Genomic DNA, 18,060 nt, shown 5'->3' on the forward strand with positions numbered 1-18,060 from the left:
CCGGCCGGAAAGGCCTGAGGCGGCTTCCATATTTTCCCGCCCGGCCGATGCAAACCGAGGACGGAAACCGCCATGCCAGCCTATCGCTCCCGCACCACCACCCACGGCCGCAACATGGCGGGCGCCCGCGGCCTCTGGCGCGCGACGGGCATGAAGGACGGCGATTTCGGCAAGCCGATCATCGCGGTCGTCAACTCCTTCACCCAGTTCGTCCCCGGCCACGTCCACCTCAAGGACCTCGGCCAGCTGGTCGCCCGCGAGATCGAGCAGGCCGGCGGCGTCGCCAAGGAATTCAACACCATCGCGGTCGACGACGGCATCGCCATGGGCCATGACGGCATGCTCTACAGCCTGCCGTCGCGCGAACTGATCGCCGACAGCGTCGAGTACATGGTCAACGCGCATTGCGCCGACGGCATGGTCTGCATCTCCAATTGCGACAAGATCACGCCGGGCATGCTGGTGGCCGCGCTGCGCCTCAACATTCCCGCCGTGTTCGTCTCGGGCGGCCCGATGGAGGCCGGCAAGGTCAAGCTCCAGGGCAAGACCAAGGCCGTCGACCTCATCGATGCCATGGTGGCCGCGGCCGATTCCAAGGTCAGCGACGAGGACGTCAAGGTGATCGAGCGCTCGGCGTGCCCGACCTGCGGCTCCTGCTCGGGCATGTTCACCGCCAACTCGATGAACTGCCTGACCGAGGCGCTCGGCCTGGCGCTGCCCGGCAACGGTACTGTGGTCGCCACCCATGCCGACCGCAAGCGCCTGTTCGTCGAGGCCGGCCACACCATCGTCGATATCGTCCGCCGCTATTACGAGCAGGACGACGCCTCCGTGCTGCCGCGCAACATCGCGAATTTCACGGCGTTCGAGAACGCGATGACACTCGACATCGCGATGGGCGGCTCCACCAACACCGTGCTGCATCTGCTCGCCGCCGCCCATGAAGGCGAGGTCAAGTTCACCATGCAGGATATCGACCGGCTGTCGCGCCGCGTGCCCGTGCTGTGCAAGGTCGCACCGTCGGTCGCCGACGTCCATGTCGAGGACGTGCATCGCGCCGGCGGCATCATGGGCATTCTGGGCGAGCTCGATCGTGCCGGGCTGATCGACACGTCGGTCGCGACCGTGCATGCGCCGACCATGAAGGAGTCGCTGGAGCGCTGGGACATCAAGCGCTCGAAGAGCGAGTCGGTCCGCACCTTCTTCCGGGCCTCGCCCGGCGGCATCCCGACCCAGGTCGCCTTCAGCCAGGAGCGCCGTTACGACGAGCTCGACACCGATCGCGAGAAGGGCGTGGTGCGCAATCTCGAGCACGCCTTCAGCAAGGACGGCGGCCTCGCCGTCCTCTACGGCAACCTCGCGCAGGACGGCTGCATCGTGAAGACCGCCGGCGTCGACGCCTCGATCCTGAAATTCTCAGGCCCGGCGCGCGTGTTCGAAAGCCAGGACGCTGCGGTGGAAGGCATTCTGGGTGGCAAGGTCGTTGCCGGCGAGGTCGTGGTCATCATCTACGAAGGCCCGCGCGGCGGCCCCGGCATGCAGGAGATGCTGTATCCGACCAGCTATCTGAAATCGATGGGACTCGGCAAAGCCTGCGCGCTCGTCACCGACGGACGCTTCTCCGGCGGCTCGTCCGGCCTGTCGATCGGCCATCTGTCGCCGGAAGCGGCCGAAGGCGGCAACATCGGCCTGGTGCGCACCGGCGACCGCATCGCCATCGACATTCCGAACCGCAGCATCACGCTGGAGGTCTCCGACGAGGAGCTCGCCAGCCGCCGTGCCGCGGAGGAGGCGAAGGGCGATACCGCCTGGCAGGCGATTGGCCGCAAGCGCAACGTTTCCACCGCGCTGCAGGCTTACGCCGCGCTCACCACCAGCGCCGCGCGCGGCGCGGTGCGCGAGGTGAAGCGTCGCTCGAACTGATCACTGCATGTGCGCACTGCGTGCACATGGTCAACAAGTTCTGAACGGCCGGCGAAAGCCGGCCGTTCGCATTAAGGACGTCCCCATGAACTTCAGCGGAGTCGGATTTTGCGGCGTATACTGCGGCGACCTTCGCAAATCCATTTCGGGCAACTGGGGCACCACATAATGTCTCGTACTCTTGCTGTTGTTTTCTCCACGGCCGTCGCTGCGATTTCGATGACATCAGCCGCGTCCGCCGGCTGCTACAATTGCTACGCGCCGCCGCCGTGTCAGACCTGCTATCAGCAACAATACGTGCAGCCGCAATACCGCACCGTCGACGAGACCGTGATGGTGTCGCCCGGCGCCGTGGTCGCGCATCGCGCGCCGGCGCAGTACCGCACCGTGATGGTGCCACAGACCGTGATGGTCGCGCCGCCGAGCGTCCAGTACGAGCGCATCCCGCCGCAATACGCCACGCGCCAGCGCGTCGAGATGGTCTCGCCCGGCTATTCCTACTATGCCCCGGTGCAGATGGGCTGCGCGTCCTGCGGCTACTGAGCCGACCGTGCTACCAACAACTCGATGCGGCGCTCCTCACGGGGCGCCGTTTTGCTTTTGGGGACAGCAAACGAGGCCCGGAAACGGAGACGAATCCAAACCGGGCCTCGCAACCAGCGACGCCCTGGGAGATGTCGCCAGTGTCCGGGATTGCTGAGGGGCATAGGCTAAGGGAACAGGCTGACAGGCGGCTGACAGATCGGGGGGGCGAGGGGCCAACTTCGCGTTGCCTTGCGCCACCGACTACGTTAAGCGACAGCCATTCCGGGTTTGGAAGGGTGGCCGAGTGGTTTAAGGCACCGGTCTTGAAATTCAGGAACGGTCATCCCGTCCTATACTTGGGAATCCCGTTTAGCCCTTAGATTGCAGGGTTTCCTCAATCGTGCGGGCTCATTCGTATCCGCTCATCCCGCGTCGTCCCAATCAGTTGGGTAGCAAATCCGGTAGCAACCGGCTGCCCAACTCGAAAGAGGGGCGGGGTTGTGGTCGCATTGGCCAGGTTGATCCTTGGTGCATTGTCGGGCGTCATTAAGCAGGGAGGCACGCGCGACCATCTCGAAATGGAGCGGGTCTGCCGAACGTGGGCGGATGAAGTGCACCACGAGCCATCGCGGCTTGCCCTTCTGGAGATCGCTGAGAACTATCGCAAGGCAGATCTCCACACCCACGAGCGGCGGTAGCTCGCCCGCGTTCCGAGCCACCAGTAATCGACAATTTGACTCTGGCCAGCGTCCCGTTTCGATAGCTGAATGCCCGAGCCCAAGCCCTACACCCACGTTCGCCTAATTTGCTGCGATGATGGCGACCTAAACCATCGGTACGAGATCCGCGTCTCGACCTTCGTGCAGTTCGATGAGAACGCGGGCCGGCGGTCCATAAGTGGCCACCCGAGCAAGAAGGAAGCGGAAGAAATCGCCAAGAAGATCGCCCGCAGCGAGCGGGCCCGGACTGGCGCGCCCGTCTGGAAATGACCTGGTCTCGTGATTTCGACGAACCGATATCGCTGCCCGACGGTCGCACGCTGGCGACGCTGCTCGAGGCCGGCGAGTACATCACCGCACTGCCGAAGAAGGAGCACAGCGCGCCAGAATGGCAGGCCGCGATGCAGACGTTGATCCTGGTGGCGGAAGGCGGCGGGCCTACGATGTTCGCCCGTATCGGCATCATGCGTGCCTTGAACCGGCATTATGTCCCGGAGTTCAATCCGAAGGGCAAGGAACCGCACTGGGGCCGGCGAAAGCTGAAGAGAGATCAGTGACCAAGGCCTCCAACTGAGACGGCCTCACTCGTCGATCGCGCGGAGCTTCTTTTCGAGCTCCATCACCAGTCCGCGAATACGCTCCGATTCCACTGGGTCAGCCGCCATCTGCCGAGCCATCATGCGGTACTTCATGATTTTCATTTCGAGTTGCACACGCTCGTTTTTTGTAGCCACGACACGCATTCCTACGTCTTTTCAATAAGACGTTGGATCTGCAAAAATGTTCATTCCTGTTGCTTCCGCCAGATTAGACCGCCTCTATTATCAATGCGGGCCCCCACCTATCCTTGGCGCGAGGCCGGGAGGCCTGCCGGGTGCACCTGGCAGCCGGCGCATGGTGCACACGGCCTGTTAATCCAGCCAGTCCAAAATATGAGCTTGGGACGGGGCCGTGGGGGATTACGCGGCCTTGTTCGAGGTGAAGGCCCGCCGACAGCAGCCAGCCCGGCGGGCCTTCCCTTACCCCTGTTAAGCCTGCGGATGGTTTGTGAAATGGTTCATATTGCAAGCTGAAAGCGCGGGAGTAGGATCACCTCACCGGGGCTGGCTGCATATTTCACTTAGATCTTTTCACCCGGAATTTTTCGACAATGAGGCCGCAGCAGTCCCCCTGCTGCGGCCTTCACTCCGGAGTGCAAATGACTGTTTTTGCGAATGATCGCGAAGCCCTTTGCCTGATTAGTGCCTTTAAAGAGATCAAGAGCCGCGGGACCCGCCGTGCACTGTTGATGCTAGTTGAAGAGCTCGCGCAGAGATCTCAACCGCTTCTTCCCCAAAGAGAACCCGCCGACCTTGTGAGCCAGCGGGAGTTGAGACTTGGAGATTAAGCGATCGGGCTCCGATCGCTACTGAGAGCCTGATGGCTCAGTTTGACTTTACCGTGGCAAGTGTTCGCTCAACGCGCCACCGGGCGAACCTGAGCCGCTGGAGCGCCCATAGGGCTCGGATTAGTCTCATGCCGTTACCGCCAACGCTTCCACCACCCGGCAGAGCATCAGGTAGAGCCAAGAGCCCTCCTCAAAGTCAGGCCAATGGTCGCCGCGGTCCTCTCGATCGCGCGCATAGGCCAGGAGCGCCACGGCGCCGGCGGGGGTCAACCCCTCGGTTGAAATGAGTTCCGCGGCGGCCTTCTGCTCCTCATGCCACGTTCGGCGTTGCTCCTCGATGTGAGCAATCCATTTTGGATGATCGGTTTTGACGCGCCAGTCAGGCACGTCACTTTCGGCGTCGTAAAAGCTCGATTGCCTGAGCCGGAAGGGGATTTCCGCCTCGAGCTGGTCATCGCCCAAAGTGGCGTCATGCGCAGTATAGGCCGCGCGGTGCCGTTCGATGGCCGCAAAGATCGGGTCCGGACTCGCCACAGCGGCTCCAGCCGGCTGGGGCAGCGGAAGTCCCATTGCGATTGCGGCGCCACCAGCGGCCACGCCAGCGGCATGGAAGAGGAATCGCCGCCGTTCGTCAGCCAGCCCGCTCAGCGGAGTTACAGACGCGTTTAGGGGTGGCGTGCTATGCACGCTGTCAGCCTCGATCATTGGATTCCAGTCCTACGTGATTGGGGTTAGAGCCGGGGCGGAAGCAGCAACTTCCCCTCGGCTTGTTTTTGTGGTACCCCATTTTTATGCTTAAGTCAATTAAGGGTACCCCAAAAAAGAAGCGTGGCCGTCCGCCGACCACCGGACGCGGCACTCAGATCGGCATGCGCTGGCAAGACCCTGAATTATCTGCAATCGACGCATGGCGCGAAGCACACGATGTGGCTAGTCGTCCAGAAGCTATTCGCCGACTTGTGGAGTTGGGGCTGAAAGCCAGATCATAATCCCCTCTTCGGAGGGCTTTCGCGCGCGCGACGCCTCAGGCACACTCTCTGGATGTTTTATGGGATTCGGGTGAACTCAGCACTGGCAAAGCTCGGCATCTCGCCGACGCTGATCGAGACCTCTTATCGCAGATCAATGCAGCAGGTAGGCGAAGCCTCAGGGAATACGCCCCAAGAGGTGGCAGTCTATATTGCCGCTCAACTACCACTCGTCCATCGAATAAATCTGCCGGCTGCCGTAGTTCGGCACTGGATAGAGAACGGCAAAATCAAACATAAGTCCGATGAAATGCGCGAAGCTCTCGGCACCCTCCGCCTTTGGGATCTCATGTCGATGCCATAAGGCAATCCGATGAGACGACCGCGCCTGATTGAATTCGTGCTTGCTGCCGTGTTGCTGACGGGCTGGGCTCTCTATCATTGGACACATTAGATGACGAGCGATCAAGCGACGGCCGACGCCGAGTTCATAATTCAAGCTGCGCCTCGTCTGTCCGCAATTGCCGCTTTGGCCTCAATGTCGTTTGGTCTTGGCGAAGGAGCAAATGAGGCCATCAGACATGCGCAGGGCAACGTAAAATATCCCCAGGGATGGCACCAAGCCGCGCTCGGTTTTCAGGACGGCACGCTCATGATGGCCGTAGTTCGGACATGTGTCCTGTTGGACAGCGACGAAAAGACCGTGAGCTTCCAAGGCGTTTACAAGCGATTGAAAGAGCCTGAGACGCAACACGCACTGATTCAGAAGGTTTACGGCGAGTACGAAGAGTTTCAGTCGATGTTTGGCTCGTCACCAGCACAGATGGTCGCAGATTTTCTTTCAATCTATAACGAGATCGACTGGGGCATGCATTCTAGACTCATTCACTTCCGCAACTTCGGAGTGGTCCATCTTCTCGATCGCAAGAATTGGAAGTCGATAAAATACGGGGAGATGCGGGACTTAATTCTGTTAGTGGGGCGGCTCGGCGACAAACTGACAGAACTTTGCCGCTCGTCAGTCCCACCCGTTGCATCGTTGGTGAAGGAATGGCGCGAGTACGGTCTTCATACTCTTGCGAGGTCCTGATCCAGGGCCTCCGCTGCGAAAGCGGCGCGTTTGAGTCGGGGCAGGGCAAGGGCCGCACGACCTTAACCCACTTCTAAAGTTGAGTGCGTTCCTCTTGCACTCTCCTGCAGGTTGCGCTCTTATGCCAATAACAAATGAGGGAGGAGGGAGTTCATATATTTCGCGTTTTTAGAAGTTGGCCCATCCCTATTACCCCGCCACATTCCTTAAGAACCATTAACCAAGCGATGCCGCGAATCTGCTATCTAACAATTCGGCAGCTGGAGGGTTTAGTTTGACCATCGCAGCTTGCTACCTGTCTCCCGAGGGTTTGGTGCTCGGAGCCGACAGTACATCGACGTACGCAAACCCCGACGGCCACCACTACTTCAATCACGCACAAAAGCTTTTCGAAGTTGGTGAGGGCAGCTCGCTTGGGATCGTAACTTGGGGCTTAGGCGGCCTAGCGGTGAGCAGCTACCGAATGCTTATTGCAGAACTTGCTGACGATCTAACGGCGACCCCGCCGACCAGCGTTGCTGAAGTCGCTCATCGCTGGTGCGATCATTTTTGGAATGCGTACGCATCATCGTCCTTTCTTGCTCCACTTCTCGCAAGGAGAGATGTGCTCAGGGCCAAGACAGAATACCAAGTTGGCGTGCCTCCAGCGCCGAGCGCCCGCACCGAGGATGAGGAAGACGAGTTTGCAAGGTTGCTGAACACACTGGGGGTCGGTTTTTGTATCGGCGGCCACGTCGCGTCGAACCGGCGGCCCGCTGCTTTTGAGATCACGATCGACCCGTACGTGGGTGCGAAGCCAAGTCCAGTTGACCTACCGGTGGGCACCCAGAAGTTCTGGGGAGTACCGAACCTGATCCTAAGGCTAATTCGCGGCTGCGACATAGGGCTACGCAACAAGGTCCTAGCCTCAGGGAAATGGGCAGGAACTCCTGCCGAATTCGATGCTTTTATTGATGAATTCACGCTGCAGCACCCCGGTACGGTTCCAATTCGGGATGCCATTGATTTCACGTACACTTGTATCCTGAGTACGATCAAGGCTATGAAATTTTCGAATTTGCCCCAAGTATGCGGGGGGCCTATCGAAATAGCTGTGATCACGAACGACCGGAATTTCCGTTGGGTGCGACATAAGCCGCTGGATGCCGCAATAGCCGAGGGAGATGTATCGTGAAGGAAGAGCACAACGTGACCGACAACCAACCGCCTGAGACTGTTTCTTCTGTTCGCAGGATGTATCAAAACTACGATCGAACCGGCCATTTTGCCGCGCTCGATCTTCGTCGGGTACTTGGTGATCCGACTAAGGGCGTCGAGATATCGCCTTCGTGCGAGTACCTTATGGCAAGTAAAAGCCATCAAGGCTAAAGCCCTACAACGCCGCGGCTAGGATCCCATCCAGGCGCCGCCATCGTGCCCGCCACCCCAGAAGAACCCCCGCCGGCGCCGCGGCTTGTCCCGCCGGTAGATTTGCTCGGCGAAGCGAAGCATCATCATCCCGTAGCGAGTGGCTGAGAGCAGATCGTCCCCCAGCTTCACGACCTTGCCGTCCTTGCGGTGGTACAGCCGGAACTCCTCGAACCAGTCGAGCAGGGTGCTGAATACCTTCAGCTTGCCGGTTTCCATCCGGGTCAGCATGTCCATCAGCCCGGCCTCGACGCTGACAGAGCCGTCCGCAAACTGCGCGTGGACGTCCAGCACGTTGAGCTGCTGGGCCCGGTACTGCTCAGCCAGCGCCACGCCGGCGCCCTCCAGCGTCTCCCGCCGTCCGTCACGGGGCCATGCCCAGGGCAGGGCGCCCCACGACCTGATTGCGCCAGCGTGCACCACCGGAGTGGCTTCCCGCAGCCTATGGGCCTTGATCACATAGACGACGTCCTGGTCAGCATCCCAGGCGAGCTCGACCGCGGCAAAGGGGTGGTCCCAGCCGAAGTCCATGCCGCCGATCCGGTGCCAGTGGGTAGGGATATCGAACGGCGCAACCGTGATCGACTCCTCCGTGACCGGGAAGATGCGGCCCGAGCCCAGGATAGGGACGCCCTTGGTGCGGGCGTCTCGCTCATGGGCGGGATAGCTTGCGATGATCTTCTGCCGCTGTTCTGGAGTGTAGTGCTCTGCGTCGTCGATCGTCATAGACGTGTCGTGACGATCGGAGGACTTCTCGAGCAGGAAGCGCCTCACCACCTCAGACATGCCCAGCAGAGGGGTGAAGGTCAGCCAAACTGGCCCCTGGTGGAAGTTGGTGCGGGTCAGTCCTTCCGAATAGATGTCCTCAGGGGGCTCCTCGTCGAACCAGAGCCAATGCAACGTTTCGCCCTGCCACTTCTCACGGCCCTGCACGTAGGACTTGAGGCCGATCGAGCTTTGACCGGCTTGTACGTCACCACCACCGCCCCAGCGGACGACGATGCTGCCGACCAGATCGGAGACGCCGGCGCCCGGCGTCGTCTCGACGATAGCATCCTTGGGGATCGATCCGGTCCCGTGCTGTCCGACGCGGCCGAGCAGGATGCGTTGCGGATTGTCCCGCAATGTCTCGCCGGTCGGGCTGCCGACCCACGCATAGGTCGGTTCATCGAAAACCTTACCCCTCCAATCGTCCGGGTATCGACCCGTCGCGTGCATCGCGGCCTCAAAACCGCCGGCGATCGTCTTGCCGACCTGGTTGGCTGCGCGAAACAATCGCTCTCGATAAAGTTGGCCGGCTTCGTGAAATGCGCGCTGCTTGGGGTAGGGGCGGTAATACTTCAGACGGTTCTCAGTTAAGCGTCGATTTAGCTCCGCTTGCGCCTTCGCCAGCGCTTTGGCCTCTTTCTCGCTCAGATGCTTTTCGGCGGATGTCGTCGATGATTTCGCGGAGCTCTTCGTCGCCGACGTCGTCATACCGGTTGTCCTCGATGGTGTATTCCTTCGGAAGCACGCTGGCGATCAGCTTCAAATAATCACGCGGGTTTTCCCGATAGACGATCTCGATTGCCGCCTGACCACGCGGAAGGCTGCCCGTGTTTTCCGCGGTGCCCCTCATATGGAAGTGATCCAACAGCGCCTGGATAAAATCGGCATGCAGCTTGTTGCGCGCACCTTTGTGGCGGCCGCCGTTTCCGCTGTTACCCGGCAGAAAGCGGCCGGTCTTTGCATCTTGCTCGGCCATCACTCCTCGTCGCCACGGTTGGGGTTGTTGCTGAACATGGAGCCAAGATCTTGGCTCTCGTCGTGCTCGACATATCCGCCGGGGTGGGTGTCCGCGGACTCGGATTCGCGCTCGAATGTCTCTAGCGCGTCGAGATCCGTTACGCCGTTCTTGTCGGTCGCCTTCTCCCAATTCGTACGGCCGCCCTTTTCTGCGGCCTCCACGTCGTTTCCGCCGAACGTCTTTCGAAGATACTGCGTAAGTATGTGCTCATGGTTCGGCTGCTCGTTGTAGCTCCTCTCAAAGACCTCGTGAGCGGCTTTGTCGTGCTTGCCGTCGGCGATCATATCGTCCAGGCGCTCGCTTTTGCCCACATGATCACGGGAAAGCTGCGCATACGTTTTATCGTCAATCGTGCCGTCGAGCCACTTTTGTTCCAAAGCGTCAGCCTTGACCTTGCGCTCGGCAGATTTCCGACTCTCCGTAACGTCACCGGAATCTCGATCGCCGTCATAGCCGCGCGCTAGCGCCTCCAGATCCTTAAGGGAGCCATCGGCTTGCATCTCGGAAAAGACGTCCATCGGCATTTCGTCGAGCAACTGGTGCCAGAGATGCGCTTCATAGTCCTTGAATTCCTGCGGCGTCAGCTTGCCCGCTGAAAGCATGCTGTGCGCGTGCGCGATCGCAATATTGGCTCCGGTAAGGTTATCGTGCCATTCGGGATTGCGCTTGGCGAATGCGCTCCGCTTTAGAAGTTCTCGGCTCGTCATAGAGCGCCCCTACAGTTTGATGAAAGTCGTGGCGAGGATGGTGGGCTGCACAGTGCGGTGAGGATTGCCACCGCCCGTGTTCGCTGCATTGTTGATGGTGATGCCAGTTGTTGAACTCCCCGTATTTCCAGACGTGGCAGAGCCAAGGATACCAGCGCCCGCACCACTAGCGCCAAAGGAGATTGGCTGTTGGTAGGTGTGGGTATGACCAGGATCCGTCAGAGTGTTCGGATGCGTATGAGCGGGGATCTGTGCAGCCGTAAGGGTCAGGCTTTCTCCGCCTCCAGAAGCACCAAGCACGGTTGCAGCGGCTCCAAAATACGTTGCCGTAAGACGCCCCGCAGCCACGTTGCCCATGTCGTCAAGGCTTGCGACTATGCGACCGCGACAATCAGGCAAAGTGAGCTGTTTATTCGCTGCCCAATCCGCCGCAGCAGATGCTCCACGGCCACCCCCGATAGCCAAATTTGCATCAGCGCTCCAGAGATACTGGAATAGGGCTTGCGCATCGAGGTTCGCGCGCTCGGTTGCCCCGGAGCTTGCGGAGCCGATCGTGCGGCCATTGCAGCGGACCCATCCGGTCAGCGTGTTGGTGCCGTAGAACTGCATGAAGGCGCCGGTTTGGAAGATCGTCGTGGGATCGACCGTTCCGCCCCCGCCACCCCCGCCGGAAGGACCGACAATCAGCAGATTGTCTTGAACGAGCTTCTGAGAGCCGTTCTTGTCGGTGAGGCGAATTTTGATACTGCCATCCGCACAGAACAGCTGCGGCACGCGGCCAGCGGCGTCGAGCGTCACCGGGTTCGGCCACGCCAGGGTGAGGCCAGTGTCCTGGTAACAGTTTTGCGGCGTTGACGTCGTGCCAGCCTGAATAAGGTACAGCTTGCCGCCGCTCAGCGGATGGGCGAGCTCGTCAAGCTGCTGCGTCATGCTGATGCCGGGGATGGTGCCGGCTGCAAACGAGGGCGCGATGAACGCCAGACTGAACAACCAGGTCAGGAAGTGACGCTTCATGGCTCAGCCCTTCCGCATCACGGCTTTGTAAAGCTTGGTCGTATCCTCGCGGAGGATGGAGACCAGGTCCGAGATCTTCACGGGATTGAGGCGCGCACCTTCGATGCGATCGGCGATGCCTGCAATCAGCGAGGCAAAATTCTCATCGGTTGAACCGTGGCTGATCTCGTAAACGAGATCTTCGTGCGGCTTGCTGTTGGACCTCATCAGGCCGCCCCCGCCATCGTCGCACGCGGGGAGGGGATCACACCCTCCCGCCGCAGACGCTCAACGACCGTATCGCGGAGGAAGTTTGAGCGGGTGGTGAAGCTGGCTGCCGCTGAGCGATCGATGACCTCGAGCAGCTCAGGCGAGCACTTGAACACGGCCCGCTCTGTGAAGTGATCAGACGTTTGTTCGGACATCTTGGTTCGCACCCGTGATTGATTTGGTGCGACCAATATAAGCTTGATGGGAATCCGAACAAAGATAAAAGATGAATTATATCAATTACTTGATGGGATCAAAGCAGACTAGCAGTTACAAGCCGGCATGTACGCCGCAAATATCTCAGCAGGCCCCGTGCAGCACCCCAATCGGCTATACCCCTGGCTGCCCGCCGTAAATCCATCCAGCGACGGCAGCCATGCCGGTGCAGGCGAGCGCTGTTGAACTGCTACCGGCGAGCCCACCAACGACCATCCCACCCACTCCGAACAGAAAAGCGTAGATCAGGCGATTGCCGAGCATCGCTATATCTCCAGTTGCTCGCGCACCATGCACACGGCTGGCGGCGGCATCAACGCCAGACGGCGTTCGCATTCGGCCTTGGTCTTGTCTAAGTACTTGAGCCCGTCATGCCACCCAGGACGAGGCGCGCTGCCATAACGGAGCACGTATTCGATCCCGTCGACCTTGGGCGGGAATACGTCTCCGTTCGGCTGCTGAACCAAAGCCGCCCCTGCCGTGAGGGAAAGAACTGCTATCGTCAAAGCCTGCATTTTCGTCTCCTACCGAATTGCCAAACCGGTGCTTGTCTGACGCTAAGCTATTGATCAGACTCTAAATCTCTTCCTTCTGAATGCGCTGTTGCTACCGCATTGCTACCAAAGGCCCTGAAAACCACCCCTCCAGGACGATCGCGCCGGACGCGCTGAGCCATTCGGGATGCAGCTCGGACAATTGCCCATCGGTGCTTTCTCGCCGGCTCACCTTCCAACCGCGGATAGACCCATCGCGCCAGTTCGGCCGTCGAGAGCTCGCTTTCGGGCATTGCCATGAATGCGCGCCAGATACGGCGTTGCACTCTGCCGGCGCCTCGCAAGTCAACAACTGGAACCGTTGCTCCGCTTGCGCCGGCCGCTGTTGGGGTCCTATTTCCGCTCTTCGCCATCCCTTTTCTCATGTTCGGATTGTTCGGACGTGTTCGGTTCGTGTTCGTGTTCGGATGTTCGTTCGGTTCGGGGGTTCTATAGAACCCCGAAACCCGAACATTACGAACATGCGTTCCATCGATCCATGTACTCCCGGGCGAGACCTTTGGCTTTCAAGCCTGATCTAGCGTCCGTGAGGTCTGCTCGGCGTCTCTCTCCGATGCCTGCTTCTCTTGCCTTGGCGTTCCAGTCCTCAGTCAGCAGGCCTGCCTTGCCCGCTTCCTGGAGCAGCAAGAGCATGGTTCGCTGGTTTGGCGTAAGCTTGGGCTGGCGGCCTCGGGGGGCTTGCACCTCGTCCGTGGGCTCGACAATGTTGACCGTGATGGGGTCGCCGTCCTCGTCCAAGCCGAACTCATGTACTTTCGACTTGAAGGAAAACAGTGGGCCCTCTGGCGCATCGTTGGCCTTGCTGATGGTTGCGGTTTTGATGTCCTCGCCGCTGATTGTCACCAGCATATCGACGTCCCCCACGATTGCGCTGCTGCCTCGGGGGCCGCGCTCGGCCTCCTTGCCGGTATGCCCAACCAGCGCGACGTGGGGGCCGCCCGTGACGTTCTTAATGCGCTGGATGTTGGCGAAGATGGCGCCGGCGTCCTTCGCCTGGTTCTCGTCTCCGCCGCCGGCCGCGATCAGCTTGGCCCATGTGTCGAATATGATCACGCCGGCGCCTGTCGCTTGGTCGTAGTCGGCCCCGTAGAACTCCGCCTCAACGTCAGCGATGGTGTCGAGAACCTTCCGCACCGAATCCGGCCGAACCAGATCGACAACCGCGGGGACAACGGCGATTGGCAGTCGCTCCAGTCCTCTGGTCTTAGCAATTGCCAGCAATCGACGCCGGACGAGATCCGCCCGCTCCAATGCGAAATAAATCACCCCGGTTTGATGCTTACTGCGGTGGCCGAACCAATCTGAGCCGCTGGCGATCGCAACAGCAGCATCAGCCAGCAATGCGGACTTGAGGCTTCCAGGCGGCCCAACCCAAGCCGACGTTTCATCGTAGGCAAAAATGCCCTTGATGATATGCGACTTGCCGGCCTCTGTTGGGCAGCGAATTTTACCGAACAGTTCGAACGAGAACCCTTTCGGCGCCTGCACTACGTCGGGCGTTCTCATTCGCACCTCATCAGCTCGGGATAGACGAGCTCGAGCGCGCCCATTTCCTCGAGCTTAGAATCCACCTCGCTTGAAGAGAGTGTGCCGTTCTTGAGGGCGAGACCAAGGACCCTGCACTCACTTTCCAGCCACCGCGCGCGGCTACACATGAAGCGGAGGCCGGCAAGCTGGAGCAACTTGCGGACTTTCGGATCGGATACCATGAGAGGGTGGCTCAATTCATCGCCCTCCAGCTAGAGTGCTGAAAGGTACGTTGTGCGCCACGACTTTTAGGGCCCTGGCGTTCTCCGCCGGGATGTTCGCCATCGGTCGCACCGTGACAACCACTAAAGCCTGAGGCCCATAGCGCTTGTCCAGTGTCATCCGACAGATCAGGCTGTCGTCGCGATAGACCACGCCGTTGAGCGCGTCATTCCAAGCCTTCGCGATATTGTCGAGATCGGGCTTTTTGCCAGGCTTGATGTGACCAGTGTATGCCCGCGCCCGCTTGCGGTTGGACCACGATACCGGCACCGGGAAGATGGCCCGCAGTACAAACTCAATAGGCTCATCCAGGGCAGGGCGCCCTGCGATCGCGTCCATCGCAGCGGTGCGGATCATGCCCTCATAGCTGCGGGTTTTCTCGGGGGTGTAGTGCCCGATATGACCGCCGCGGAGGAAAGCCCGTGCCCGGCCTTTTCCCTGGGGGGCGCCGGCGAGGGTGATGGTGATAGGCTCGCTCATGAGCGCACCTCACCGAAGGCGAGCTCCGCGATCGTGATGGCCGTTTGGGCCGGCAACGCGAATATCTCGGCGAGGTATTGCTTGCGAAGAGAGGCGAGAGCATATTCCGGGTTGTTCGAGCCGTCCGCCTGAACAGTTACCGGACAACCCCGTGCCGCCAGCGCGGGGTTTTCCATTTTGGAGGCCATGACTTATGCAGCCTCCGTCTTGCGCGGGCTTTCCAGCATCTGCTCGAGGGCCTTAACGGGCACCTTCAGCAGCCGCCCGATCTTGATCGTTGGGATGTCCCCGCGCTCGGCAGCGGCATAAGCCGAGTTTCGGCAAAGCCCAAAGTAGCGCTTACCAGCCTCCGGAACACTGATCGTCAATTCATCCGACATTTGTTTCTCCTGAGTAATGGGGTCATATCTGACCCCCTAGGCCCAAGAGATATGATTTGGAGGGATTCCGTCAAGCGGGGTCACAAATGACCCCACACATTTCTTGTGGGGTCACTTGCGGCCCCAACCATTTCGTGCCATCCTGTACTAGTTCGCAGGGAGATCAATGGGTGGCACGTAAAGCAACCGAAACTGTCCAACTGAAATTGCGGTTCAGCGAGGAGCTTCGGCGCAAGCTGGAAAAGGCCGCAGAACGCAATGAGCAATCGATGAATGCCGAAATCATTGCACGGCTGGAGGACTCCTTCCGCAAGCAAGAAATCCGCGACGTCATCCGAGAGGAAATGGCCGGTTTTTCAGACTTTTACAAAGTGCTTGGCGGCAACCCGCCGAAGGGAGAAAAGCAGTGAAGGGCTCTATCCGAGAACGCTCGCCCGGCCATTGGGCAATCATCCTCGATCAGCGCGATCCTGCTACCGGCAAGCGGAAGAGGAAATGGCACAGCTTCAAAGGCACGAAGCGCCAGGCCCAGGACGAATGCGCGCGCCTGATCACCGAAATGAACGGTGGCGGCTATGTCGAGCCTTCCAAGGTCACCGTCCTGCAATTCCTCGATCGCTGGCTAAAACACATCAAGCCGAACGTTTCGCCCCGGACCCATGAGCGTTACGAGCAAATCGCCACCAAGAACATTGCTCCCCTGATCGGCGCCAAAATCCTCTCAAAGCTCCAGCCGATCGATATCAGCGAGGCCTATGGCAAAGCGCTGGAAAGCGGCCGGCGGGACGGGAAGGGTGGTCTATCGCCGCGCACCGTGCACCACATGCACCGCGTTCTGTATTCCGCCCTTGGGCAAGCCGAGCGCTGGCGCTTGATCCCGCGAAATCCTGCCGCGCTGCTCGAGAAGCGCGATCGCCCAAAGATCGAGCGCAAGCCGGTCAGGACCATTGATGCGAATGCTACGGCAGCGGTGTTCGATGCGGCCCGGGAACGCCGTTTGTTTATCCCTCTGATCCTGGCAACGCTCTGCGGCCTCCGCCGCGGTGAGATTACGGCTCTGCGTTGGCGATCGGTCGATTTGGAGACCGGCCAGCTCGCTGTCATCGCCAGCACCGAGCAGACAGACTCCGGCAGCGTCCGGGAGAAGGAAGCCAAGAGCGGCCGCGCCCGCACGATCGCTCTGCCTGCCATGGCCGTTGAGGAGTTGCGCCGCTGGCGCGTCCTGCAAGCCGAGGAACTGCTTCGCCTCGGTGTGCGCGGCGACGATGACCGGCATGTGGTGACCCAGGCGGACGGTTCGTCGCTGCAGCCGCGGAGCCTCACCCACGTCATGTCGGATTTCCTCAAAGAGTGGGGCATGACGCTGCACAAGATGCGCCATACCCACGCCAGCCACATGCTGGCAGCGAACATCCATCCGAAGATCGTCCAGGAGAGGCTAGGGCACTCCAGCATTGCCATCACGCTGGACATCTATTCGCACCTGATGCCGAACATGCAGGGAGAGGCCGCCGCGGCGGTTGACGACGCCATGCGAGCGGCCATAAAGAAGCGAACCGACGACGTTGGGTAGCAAAGCGGTAGCAGAGTCCTCGAAATGTTCTCTGCCAAGCGACGAAAAGCTAAACAATTTCAAGGCTTGGAAGGGTGGCCGAGTGGTTTAAGGCACCGGTCTTGAAAACCGGCGTGCCCGCAAGGGTACCGTGGGTTCGAATCCCACCCCTTCCGCCAATATCTCCTCCGTTCGCAGTCGTTCGAACTCCACAGCAAAATCAGTGAGTTGCATCGAAGGCCTGTGCTTCGCCGATGTTCGCCCCAGTCGGGAGGCTGACCGTAGCTTTTGACCATGGGTTCGGAGGACGGTTTTTCCCGAAGGAGCAATGGCTGGAAGGCATATTCTAGGTGTCTTGGGGAGGCGATTTAAATGCCCGAAAAGATTATTGAGGCTCGCTTGGCTTATCTCGTTCGTGGCTTTCAGCCTCGGCGGCCGCGCAGGCATCGATGCCATGGCATCTATTGAGATAGTACCGAGCGCTCGCCACGATCGAGCCAACAATCAGTACACAAACCAGCAGGAAAATCATCCTCCGTCGTTTCGACATTTCATGACTTTCTGATCAGATGAGACTTTGGGCTTCGTCTTCGGTCCCAATTCAAACTCGAGCCGCGCGGCTCCTAGGCGCTTGAGGTTTTCCAGGCGGGCACCGGTCGTTTGCTCCAGCAGTAGCACGAACATCCACCAGCGCCAGACGTGAGATCAGCGCTTCGCCGCATTGCCTGCTAATTCCATAGCGAGATCCAGGGCTGCGATTCCAATTTGGTCGGTTGGACGAGATCGACAGCGCTGATCCATCCAAGCAACGATCGCGGTGTAATCGCCTCCGCCGACGATTTCCCTGTCGCCACTGACATTGAGACCGCTTACGAAGCCCATGACCCAAGATTCGAACGCTCCCTTAACGATGGCGTTCTTGGTTCTGTTCGTCCAAGCTGAACAAGACTGTGAACCGGCGCCAACGATGGTCGCCCCTGCGCGGAGTGGAGTTGGAAGCAGCAGCAGGAAGGCGATGACCGCCACTATCTTCATCATCGAAACCAATGCGTTGATGCACAAGACCAGGCTACCGATCCAGTTCGCTCTTGTCAGCAGCGAGCGACTGAATGCGCGGGGTGGCCGTTGCGGGTAATTAGCCGCACAGCCTTGCCTCAAGCGCAGCCGGTAGCCGTCATATTCTGTCTCGCGGATCCAGTCGGGACCTACGGGCACGACTTGGCGGCCCGGGAAGGCAAAACTCGAACGCAGTAGGCATGACTTGGAAATAGGGAGCGACCGGCGCAGAAGAAAGGGCCGCTTTGCGGTTCTCTGTTCGAAGTCATGTTCCGGTTTAAAAAAAACGAGGTGAGAA

At 59.9% G+C, this 18,060-nt stretch carries 23 protein-coding genes and 1 tRNA gene; 11 read left to right on the plus strand and 13 right to left on the minus strand.

Going from position 1 to position 18,060, the window contains the following annotated elements; genetic code table 11:
• Positions 1-72: 72 nt before the first annotated feature.
• The 4 genes from ilvD (at position 73) to FNV92_RS17900 (ending at position 3,724) form a co-directional block, all read left to right on the plus strand.
• Positions 73-1,923, plus strand: coding sequence for a dihydroxy-acid dehydratase (ilvD, locus tag FNV92_RS17885; RefSeq protein ID WP_143845436.1), 1,851 nt, complete (start codon positions 73-75; stop codon positions 1,921-1,923).
• A 219-nt stretch (positions 1,924-2,142) separates the two neighbouring features.
• Positions 2,143-2,466, plus strand: a complete 324-nt coding sequence (locus tag FNV92_RS17890) for a hypothetical protein (RefSeq protein ID WP_015686063.1) — start codon at positions 2,143-2,145, stop codon at positions 2,464-2,466.
• Between the two features lie 749 nt (positions 2,467-3,215).
• A complete protein-coding gene (locus tag FNV92_RS17895; protein ID WP_143845434.1) occupies positions 3,216-3,437 on the plus strand; it encodes a hypothetical protein in 222 nt (73 codons plus the stop codon).
• Positions 3,434-3,724: a hypothetical protein gene (locus tag FNV92_RS17900; protein WP_168213661.1), complete on the plus strand. Its 291-nt coding sequence runs from the start codon at positions 3,434-3,436 to the stop codon at positions 3,722-3,724. Before FNV92_RS17895 ends, FNV92_RS17900 begins: the two co-directional genes overlap by 4 nt.
• Positions 3,725-3,748: 24 nt before the next feature.
• Here the strand turns inward: FNV92_RS17900 and FNV92_RS17905 are convergent, their stop codons facing one another.
• Together FNV92_RS17905 and FNV92_RS17910 are read right to left on the minus strand one after the other, a co-directional pair.
• Positions 3,749-3,910, minus strand: a complete 162-nt coding sequence (locus tag FNV92_RS17905) for a hypothetical protein (protein ID WP_168213660.1) — start codon at positions 3,908-3,910, stop codon at positions 3,749-3,751.
• Positions 3,911-4,680: 770 nt separating this feature from the next.
• Positions 4,681-5,259 carry a hypothetical protein gene (locus FNV92_RS17910; RefSeq protein ID WP_168213659.1) on the minus strand — a complete coding sequence of 193 codons (579 nt, stop codon included), beginning with the start codon at positions 5,257-5,259 and terminating at the stop codon, positions 4,681-4,683.
• Positions 5,260-5,613: 354 nt separating this feature from the next.
• Here FNV92_RS17910 and FNV92_RS17915 point away from each other — a divergent pair, with 354 nt between their 5' ends.
• The 4 genes from FNV92_RS17915 (at position 5,614) to FNV92_RS17930 (ending at position 7,980) form a co-directional block, all read left to right on the plus strand.
• Positions 5,614-5,886: a hypothetical protein gene (locus FNV92_RS17915; protein WP_143845426.1), complete on the plus strand. Its 273-nt coding sequence runs from the start codon at positions 5,614-5,616 to the stop codon at positions 5,884-5,886.
• Positions 5,887-5,976: 90 nt separating this feature from the next.
• On the plus strand, positions 5,977-6,612 hold the full coding sequence (locus tag FNV92_RS17920; protein WP_143845425.1) for a hypothetical protein: 636 nt from the start codon (positions 5,977-5,979) through the stop codon (positions 6,610-6,612).
• 274 nt (positions 6,613-6,886) lie between these two features.
• Complete coding sequence (locus tag FNV92_RS17925) at positions 6,887-7,786, plus strand: hypothetical protein (protein ID WP_143845423.1); 900 nt, start codon at positions 6,887-6,889, stop codon at positions 7,784-7,786.
• Positions 7,783-7,980: a hypothetical protein gene (locus tag FNV92_RS17930; RefSeq protein ID WP_143845421.1), complete on the plus strand. Its 198-nt coding sequence runs from the start codon at positions 7,783-7,785 to the stop codon at positions 7,978-7,980. Before FNV92_RS17925 ends, FNV92_RS17930 begins: the two co-directional genes overlap by 4 nt.
• Before the next feature lie 18 nt (positions 7,981-7,998).
• On the opposite strand, the gene FNV92_RS17935 is transcribed toward FNV92_RS17930, so the two are convergent.
• The 10 genes from FNV92_RS17935 to FNV92_RS17980 all read right to left on the minus strand — a co-directional run bounded on the left by FNV92_RS17935 (position 7,999) and on the right by FNV92_RS17980 (position 15,154).
• Positions 7,999-9,435 (minus strand): terminase large subunit domain-containing protein, encoded by a 1,437-nt coding sequence (locus FNV92_RS17935; protein ID WP_143846287.1) that lies wholly within the window; start codon positions 9,433-9,435, stop codon positions 7,999-8,001.
• Positions 9,371-9,763, minus strand: coding sequence for a hypothetical protein (locus FNV92_RS17940; RefSeq protein ID WP_143845419.1), 393 nt, complete (start codon positions 9,761-9,763; stop codon positions 9,371-9,373). The genes FNV92_RS17935 and FNV92_RS17940 overlap by 65 nt, the downstream gene beginning before the upstream one ends.
• Positions 9,763-10,512: a hypothetical protein gene (locus tag FNV92_RS17945; protein ID WP_143845417.1), complete on the minus strand. Its 750-nt coding sequence runs from the start codon at positions 10,510-10,512 to the stop codon at positions 9,763-9,765. The genes FNV92_RS17940 and FNV92_RS17945 overlap by 1 nt, the downstream gene beginning before the upstream one ends.
• 9 nt (positions 10,513-10,521) lie before the next feature.
• Positions 10,522-11,526, minus strand: a complete 1,005-nt coding sequence (locus FNV92_RS17950; RefSeq protein WP_143845415.1) for a hypothetical protein — start codon at positions 11,524-11,526, stop codon at positions 10,522-10,524.
• A gap of 3 nt (positions 11,527-11,529) precedes the next feature.
• Positions 11,530-11,733: a hypothetical protein gene (locus FNV92_RS17955; RefSeq protein ID WP_143845412.1), complete on the minus strand. Its 204-nt coding sequence runs from the start codon at positions 11,731-11,733 to the stop codon at positions 11,530-11,532.
• A gap of 524 nt (positions 11,734-12,257) precedes the next feature.
• Positions 12,258-12,506, minus strand: a complete 249-nt coding sequence (locus FNV92_RS17960; RefSeq protein ID WP_143845411.1) for a hypothetical protein — start codon at positions 12,504-12,506, stop codon at positions 12,258-12,260.
• 492 nt (positions 12,507-12,998) lie between these two features.
• Positions 12,999-14,051, minus strand: a complete 1,053-nt coding sequence (locus FNV92_RS17965) for an AAA family ATPase (RefSeq protein ID WP_244623681.1) — start codon at positions 14,049-14,051, stop codon at positions 12,999-13,001.
• 219 nt (positions 14,052-14,270) lie between these two features.
• Entirely contained in the window at positions 14,271-14,774 is a 504-nt protein-coding gene (locus FNV92_RS17970) for a RusA family crossover junction endodeoxyribonuclease (protein WP_143845405.1), read from the minus strand.
• Positions 14,771-14,962: a hypothetical protein gene (locus FNV92_RS17975; RefSeq protein ID WP_143845403.1), complete on the minus strand. Its 192-nt coding sequence runs from the start codon at positions 14,960-14,962 to the stop codon at positions 14,771-14,773. The genes FNV92_RS17970 and FNV92_RS17975 overlap by 4 nt, the downstream gene beginning before the upstream one ends.
• A 3-nt stretch (positions 14,963-14,965) precedes the next feature.
• Complete coding sequence (locus tag FNV92_RS17980; protein ID WP_143845401.1) at positions 14,966-15,154, minus strand: helix-turn-helix domain-containing protein; 189 nt, start codon at positions 15,152-15,154, stop codon at positions 14,966-14,968.
• 170 nt (positions 15,155-15,324) lie between these two features.
• On the opposite strand from FNV92_RS17980, the gene FNV92_RS17985 reads away from it, so the two are divergent.
• The 3 genes from FNV92_RS17985 to FNV92_RS17995 all read left to right on the plus strand — a co-directional run bounded on the left by FNV92_RS17985 (position 15,325) and on the right by FNV92_RS17995 (position 16,885).
• Positions 15,325-15,564: an Arc family DNA-binding protein gene (locus tag FNV92_RS17985; protein WP_210248038.1), complete on the plus strand. Its 240-nt coding sequence runs from the start codon at positions 15,325-15,327 to the stop codon at positions 15,562-15,564.
• Positions 15,561-16,727: a tyrosine-type recombinase/integrase gene (locus FNV92_RS17990; protein WP_143845397.1), complete on the plus strand. Its 1,167-nt coding sequence runs from the start codon at positions 15,561-15,563 to the stop codon at positions 16,725-16,727. Before FNV92_RS17985 ends, FNV92_RS17990 begins: the two co-directional genes overlap by 4 nt.
• A 68-nt stretch (positions 16,728-16,795) precedes the next feature.
• Positions 16,796-16,885: transfer RNA gene (locus FNV92_RS17995), tRNA-Ser, on the plus strand.
• A gap of 526 nt (positions 16,886-17,411) precedes the next feature.
• Here FNV92_RS17995 and FNV92_RS18000 read toward each other — a convergent pair.
• Positions 17,412-17,744 carry a hypothetical protein gene (locus FNV92_RS18000; RefSeq protein WP_143845395.1) on the minus strand — a complete coding sequence of 111 codons (333 nt, stop codon included), beginning with the start codon at positions 17,742-17,744 and terminating at the stop codon, positions 17,412-17,414.
• Positions 17,745-18,060 lie beyond the last annotated feature (316 nt).

Source organism: Bradyrhizobium cosmicum, assembly GCF_007290395.2.
Classification (GTDB): Bacteria; Pseudomonadota; Alphaproteobacteria; order Rhizobiales; family Xanthobacteraceae; genus Bradyrhizobium; species Bradyrhizobium cosmicum.